The organism is Streptomyces sp. NPDC057654 (genome assembly GCF_042800135.1).
Lineage (GTDB): Bacteria > Actinomycetota > Actinomycetes > Streptomycetales > Streptomycetaceae > Streptomyces.
Genome location: NZ_JBHVHQ010000502.1, coordinates 1 through 6,318, shown reverse-complemented (window position 1 = coordinate 6,318; position 6,318 = coordinate 1). Strand labels below are relative to the sequence as shown.

The 6,318-nt window shown below is 72.4% G+C and carries 4 protein-coding genes; 3 read left to right on the top strand and 1 reads right to left on the bottom strand.

Annotated elements, in window-relative coordinates:
* Positions 1–138: 138 nt before the first annotated feature.
* Together ACFU99_RS29030 and ACFU99_RS29025 are read left to right on the top strand one after the other, a co-directional pair.
* Positions 139–2,145 carry a hypothetical protein gene (locus tag ACFU99_RS29030; RefSeq protein WP_384397629.1) on the top strand — a complete coding sequence of 669 codons (2,007 nt, stop codon included), beginning with the start codon at positions 139–141 and terminating at the stop codon, positions 2,143–2,145.
* 16 nt (positions 2,146–2,161) lie between these two features.
* The gene (locus ACFU99_RS29025) at positions 2,162–3,784 is read left to right on the top strand and encodes an ABC transporter substrate-binding protein (protein ID WP_384397627.1); all 1,623 of its coding nucleotides are present in this window, start codon (positions 2,162–2,164) and stop codon (positions 3,782–3,784) included.
* Between the two features lie 104 nt (positions 3,785–3,888).
* Here the strand turns inward: ACFU99_RS29025 and ACFU99_RS29020 are convergent, their stop codons facing one another.
* On the bottom strand, positions 3,889–4,572 hold the full coding sequence (locus tag ACFU99_RS29020) for a TetR/AcrR family transcriptional regulator C-terminal domain-containing protein (RefSeq protein ID WP_384397625.1): 684 nt from the start codon (positions 4,570–4,572) through the stop codon (positions 3,889–3,891).
* 72 nt (positions 4,573–4,644) lie between these two features.
* Between ACFU99_RS29020 and ACFU99_RS29015 the strand changes: the two genes are divergently transcribed.
* Positions 4,645–6,165, top strand: a complete 1,521-nt coding sequence (locus ACFU99_RS29015; RefSeq protein WP_384397623.1) for an FAD-dependent monooxygenase — start codon at positions 4,645–4,647, stop codon at positions 6,163–6,165.
* Positions 6,166–6,318: the final 153 nt, after the last annotated feature.

The following is a 6,318-nucleotide window of genomic DNA, read 5'->3' as shown; positions in this document are numbered from 1 at the left end:
GCCTTCACCCCGTAGGGGGACTGTCCGCGACCGCGCCGCCGGGCGCGGCCCCGTCCGCTAGGTTCCCCCTGCGCGAAGGGGTCGACCGGCGACGCCGCCTGGCGGCGGTTGGCCGTGGCGGCGGATGGGGGATGGTCCATGGTGCGGCGCCTGTACGGCTTCGACGTGCTGCTCGACGAGCTCGTGCCGTCGCTGGTGGGCCGCGAGCGCGGTGGCGGGATCCGGGCCTTCGCGTACCGGGAGGGCAATCCGGTGGTGGAGCTGGTGGGCGGCCGGGGCACCGGGAAGAGCGCGCTGCTGGACGCGCTGTTCGCCGCGTACAAGGATCAAGTGCCGTTGGCGCGAGCAGACTTGGCCGACAGCAAGTACGGCGAACCGGGCCTGGTGGCGGGCGTCCACGACCAGGAGGCGCCCAACGCCTCGCCCGTCAGCAATCTGCTCTACCTCGTCTCGCACAAGCTGGGTCTGAAGGCGGGCGCGTTCCACCGGCCGGTGCGCTTCCCCCGGCTCCACCTCGGCCTGCTGGTGGTGACCGCCTGGCGGCCGAACGGCGAGGGCATCGGCCCGCCGGGGCTGCTGCGCGCCCAGGAGGAGCTGCTGCGGCTCATCACGGAGGACCAGCCCGACCCCCGTCGGCGGCGCGCCGCGCTGCGCCAGTGGGTGGACGCGGTGATCAGCAACCTGGGGACGCTCGTACCGGGCTTCCCCGGCATCGACGCCGTCATCGCCGCCACCCTCCAGACCGCCCGCGACCAGCTGCTGACCCGCCCCGACCGGGGCGCGCTGCGCTGGTGGGGCGAGCACCTGCCGTACTTCCAGGGCGACGGGCTCCAGCGGCTGTTCGCGTCCGTATGGGACTTCCGGCGGTACGGGGAGCGGCGGCGGGAGGCCGAGGCGCTGCTGGTCGCGGCGTTCCTCGACGACATCGGCGAGCACTACGGCGTCCTGAAGAAGTGGAACAAGGCCCCCCGGCCGCTGCTGCTCCTCGACAACGGGCACACCCCGGCCGGCCGGCGCTTCCTGGACCTGCTGTGCGACCAGTACGCGCGGGCCGGCGGCGGTACGGAGCGCCCGGCCGTCGTCGTCACCGCCCTCGGCGACGGCCGCGACCACGCCCCGCCCCACCCCGACGTACGGGACCTCCCCCGGCAGTGGCCGAAGATCTCCCTCGGCATCCCGGCCGTCACCGGCACCGCGATCCGGGCCATGCTCAACGCGACCCCCGACTACCCGGCCGAACTGCCCGGCATCGTCGAGCGGTACAGCGGCGGCCGGACCGGCAGCGCCCGCCTCCTCGCCGACGAGGCGGTGCGGCTGCGGCGGAGCGGCGAACGCGCGGACGCGGCCCAGCTCCTCGACGCCGCCGCGCCCCGGCTGCTGGAGAGCCTGCTGCCGGACGCGGAGTCGCGGGCGGTGTTGACGTTCCTGGCGGCGGCCCAAGACCGGAGCGCCGCCGTCCGGCTGTGGCGCGCCTTCCACCCCGACGGCGACGCCGCCGCCCGCGTCGAGCAGGCCATGGACTGCCTCGCCGCCGCCCGGCTCCAGGACGACCGGGCCGTACGGGCGCTGCTGCTGCACCGGCTCGCGGAGGACCCGCGCTGGTTCCGGGTGCATCTCAACCTGCGGGCCGGCTACAACCCGAACGGCCTGGAGGAGTACGCGCCGGGGCACTGCGACGCGTATCTGCACCACACCCTGGCGCTGCGCCGCGTCGAACCGGTCGCACAGGCGATGCACCGCCGCTTCGCGGACGCCCCGCCCGCCCGGTGGCTCGCCTCCGCGAACCTGATCTGCGCCGCCCCGCACCCGCGCGAGACCCTCACACCTGAACCGTCCGGGCCACCGCCGGACCCGCACCATGCCCGGCCTTCGGCCTGCGCGGCCTGCCCGCCCGGCGAGGACCCCGACGATCTGCACTGGGCGATCCGCCGGCTGCTGACGACGGTGTGGCGGCTCTCGGACCCGCTGTCGTACGCGCCGCGCCCGGAGGACATCGGCACGGTACGGGCGGAGCTGGAGCGGCTGCACCAGGCCAAGCGTTCCGAGGACACCACGTACCGCCATGCGGCGCACGACTGGGCCAGAGGGCTGGAGAACGAGACGCGCGCCCCTGACCTGCGGATTCCGGATGGTGAAGGAGGGTGAAGGAGGGTGAAGGCTGATGAGGTTCGCAGGAAGCCGGGCCTCGGGCCCGCAGAGGAGGCTCGCTGGGCGACGGTCCGCGGGACCGCGATCCGCGGGGCCGCGGTTCGGGCGGCTCCGGAACCGGGGCCCGCTGACCAAGGGCGCCGCCGCCCTGCTGGCACTGGCGCTGCTCTCGATCGGCGGCTGGGCGCTGTACGACTGGCTGCGCCCCGACCGTACGTGCGCGTCCGGCGTCAACCGCCGCGGCGGGGAGTGCGTCGGCGTAACCGACGGCGGCTTCAGCTTCGCCGGGAATCTCGACGAGGTCAGCGCGCGGATCAAGGCCGAGAACGACAGCGCGGCCCGCGCACCGCACGTCTCCCTGGCGATCATGATCCCGATGACCGCGGCCGAGCCGTTCGAGCAGCGCAAGGTCCTCTCCGAGGTGCAGGGCATGTACCTCGCCCAGTACCGCGCCAACCACCGCTCCAACGACCAGACCCCCAAGATCCGGCTGCTGCTCGCCAACCCCGGCCGCGACCACACGTACTGGCCCGAGGTCTCCGACGACCTCGCGCGCCGGGCCGCGACGAAGGAGAATCTACGGGCGGTCGTCGCCTTCAACGTCAGCGTCCGCGCCACGCAGCAGGCCATCGCCCGCCTCACGAACGAGCGGCACATCCCGGTCGTCGGGGGCGCGGTCACCGCGGGCGACATCGGCAACAGCGCGGCGCACCCGGACGCGTACAAGGGATTCGTCCGCGTGCTGCCCACCACCCGCGACCAGGCGGCGGCCCTCAAGTACTTCAACGAGGACAAGGGGATGGACCCGAAGCGCTCGCTGGTCGTGGAGGATCTGCGACAGGACGACAACTACACCGTCACGCTCAAGCGCGCCTTCCACGAGCTGACGAAGGGCGCGCCGCGCGCGCCGGAGCAGTACCGCTCCCCCGCGGACTTCAGCAAGGAGGGGAGCACGTCCAACGACTTCCACCAGATGGTCAACACCATCTGCAACTCTCCGGCCAGGGACATCTACTTCGCGGGCAGGCCCGTACAACTACGGCAATTCATCAACGAGTTGGGAACGCGAGCCTGCACCGACAAGCAGTACCGCGTCGTATCCGGCTACGCCGCCTCCACCCTCTCCTCGGACGAGAAACTGAACTGGGACGCGCTGCGCGGCGGCGTGAGCGTCGAGTACGCGTCCGTCGCCCACCCCGACGCATGGACCTCGCCGAACGCGCCCGCGACGGGCGGCTCCAAGGCCGCGTACGAGCAGCTGAGCGACCTGGCGGCGGAGGCGGCGCACAAGCCGGTGGGCCCGGTCGGTCGGGTGGAGCTGACGGATTCGCGGGCCGTGACGACGCACGACGCCGCGTGGACGGCGATCACCGCGATCCGTAACAACTCCCGCAACGGGTCGGGGGCCGTCCCCAGCCTGGACCAGGTGCGCAACGCGTGGCTGCGGCTGCACGGCGCGGACAAGGTAGAGGGCGCGAGCGGCTGGATCTGCCTGGACAACTACGGGAATCCGTACGACAAGGCGGTGCCGGTGGTGCGGCTGGACCCGCGTACGAGGAGTGTGGCCTTCGTGGGGCACGCGTGGCCGGAAGGGGGGAAGCCGCCGGCGGAGGACTGCACGGCGCGCGGCGACTGACCGCCGGGCAGCAGCGTGACCGCGAGGGGTGACCAACCGCTGGGCAGCAGCGTGACCGCGAGCGGTGACCAACCGCCGGACAGCAACGTGACCGCGAGCGGTGACTAGCTGCCGCGCAGCAGCGTGACCTCGACCCCGGCGACGACGGCCGCCAGCCCGGCCTCGTACCCCTCGTCGTACTCGGTGAACATCTCATACCCGGCGGCCGCGGCGAGCGGGTGCGCCCGCAGCCGCTCGGCCCGCGCGTCCACGTCGAAACCGCCCTCTCCGGTGGCCACGTCGCCCCGCATCGCCTGCTCCTCCACGACGTACCCGATCGTGTAGGAGTACGCCGTCATGACCGCCCGCGCGGCGGCGTCCAGCGTGAATCCGGCCTCGGTGAGGGCCGCGAACAGCTGGTCCATGTGTTCCGCGTACTCGGTGCCGCGGAAGTGCGTGCCGCCGAAGACCTTTCCGCCGTCGCGGTAGCGGAGGAGTACGCGCCGTATCGAGCGCGTGGCCTGGGCCAGCGTCTCCTGCCAGGGGATTCCCTCTTCGCCGGCGCCGTCCCGCGCCACACCCCGCGCCACATCCCGCGCGGCGTCGAAGTCGACGGCGGCGCGGCGCTCCAGCTCGGTGGCCATCTCGTCGAGCAGGACCTGCTTGTTCTTGACGTGCCAGTACAGGGCGGGGGCCTGCACACCCAGCTCGCCGGCGATGCGGCGCAGGGTCAGCCCTTCCAGGCCGACGTCGTTGAGGAGGCGCAGGGCGGTGCCCACTACCTGTTCGCGGTCGATTCGAGTTGCCACCTTGACAGTTTAACGCTGTTCAGCACATCCTTAACTTTGTTAAATTGAACGCCGTTAAGGAGGGTACGAGCCATGCCCGAAGCGACATCCGGGTCGATATCCGAAGCCGCCGCCGGAACCGTCCTCATAGCCGGGGCGGGCCCCGCCGGCCTGGTACTGGCACTGGAACTGAGCCGCCGCGGCGTACCGCACCGCCTGGTCGAGGCGGCGGACGCCCCCTTCCCCGGCTCCAAGGGGAAGGGGCTCCAGCCGCGTACGCAGGAGGTCTTCGACGACCTGGGCGTCATCGAGGCGATTCACGCCAAAGGCTCCCCGTACCCGCCGATGACCACGTGGGAGAACGGCGAACCCGGCCCCGACTGGGAAATGATGACGCGCGGCGAGCCGACGCCGAACACTCCCTACGCCGAGCCGTGGCTGCTGCCGCAGTCGCGCACGCAGGAGGTGCTGCGCGACCGGCTTCGGGAGCTGGGCGGGCGGGTCGAGTTCGGGGTGAGGCTGAAGGAGTTCGAACAGGACGAGGGGGGAGTGACGGCGGAACTGACCGGCCCGAGTGGCACGTCGGAACGCGTACGGGCGTCCTACCTGGTGGCGGCGGACGGCGGCCGGAGCACGGTACGGGCGGCGCTCGGCACGCCGTTCACGGGCGAGACGGTCGACCCGACGCCGATGCTGACGGCGGACATGGAGATGGAGGGCCTGCCGCGCACCCACTGGCACACCTGGAACTCGCACCCCGGCGGCGTCGTGGCCATGTGCCCCCTGCCGCACTCGAACCTCTTCCAGACCTACGTCCGCTTCGAGGCGGGCGACCCGGACCCCGCCCCCGAGGCCGTACGCCGCCTGGTCGCCGAGCGCACGGGCCTACAGCCGGGAAAGGTCCACTGGGCCTCGGCCTTCCGTACCCGGGCGGCCATGGCCGAGCGCTTCCGTGAAGGCCGCGTCTTCCTCACCGGCGACGCCGCCCACATCCACTCCCCCGCCGGCGGCCAGGGCCTCAACACCAGCATCCAGGACGCCTACAACCTGGGCTGGAAGCTCGCCGCCGTGATCCAGCGCGACGCCCCTGACGCCCTCCTCGACTCGTACGAGGCCGAACGCCTCCCCGTAGCCGCCGGCGTCCTGGGCCTGAGCACCCGCATCCACCGCGGCGGAACCACCGGCCCCCTCTCCGGCCACCGCGGCCCCGACAACCACCAACTGGGCCTCGGCTACCGGGAGAGCCCACTGTCAGTGGAGCGCCGAGAGGGGCTTGAGGAGCGCGCACTGCGAGCGGGCGACCGCGCCCCGGACGCACCGTGCAAGGACGCCCGTACGGGCGAGACGCGGCGACTGTTCGACGTGTTCCGGGGGACGCACTTTACGTTGCTGGGGGTGGGGGATGTTGAACTTCCGGTGGTGGGTGGCGCGTTGGCGACTTCGGTGAAGGCTTATCGAGTGGGCGGCCCGACGCCGGACCTCTTGGACCCGGAGGGGTACGCGGCACGCGCGTACGGGGAGCGCGGGTTCTTCTTGATCCGTCCGGATGGGTATGTGGGGGTGGCTTCGGGGGACTTGGCGGATGTGCTCGGGTATTGGGGGGTTGGGGGGTAAGGGGGCGGCAGGTACGGGGGGTGGTCCCCGCGGATGCGGGGTGGTGCTGCTGGGTGGGTGGGTGGCGGGGATGTTGGGTGGGGCGGTATTCGGCGTGGCCGGGTGCGGGAGCGTCTCGGACCCTGCGGGTCCACAGCGCATGCAGTGACGGAC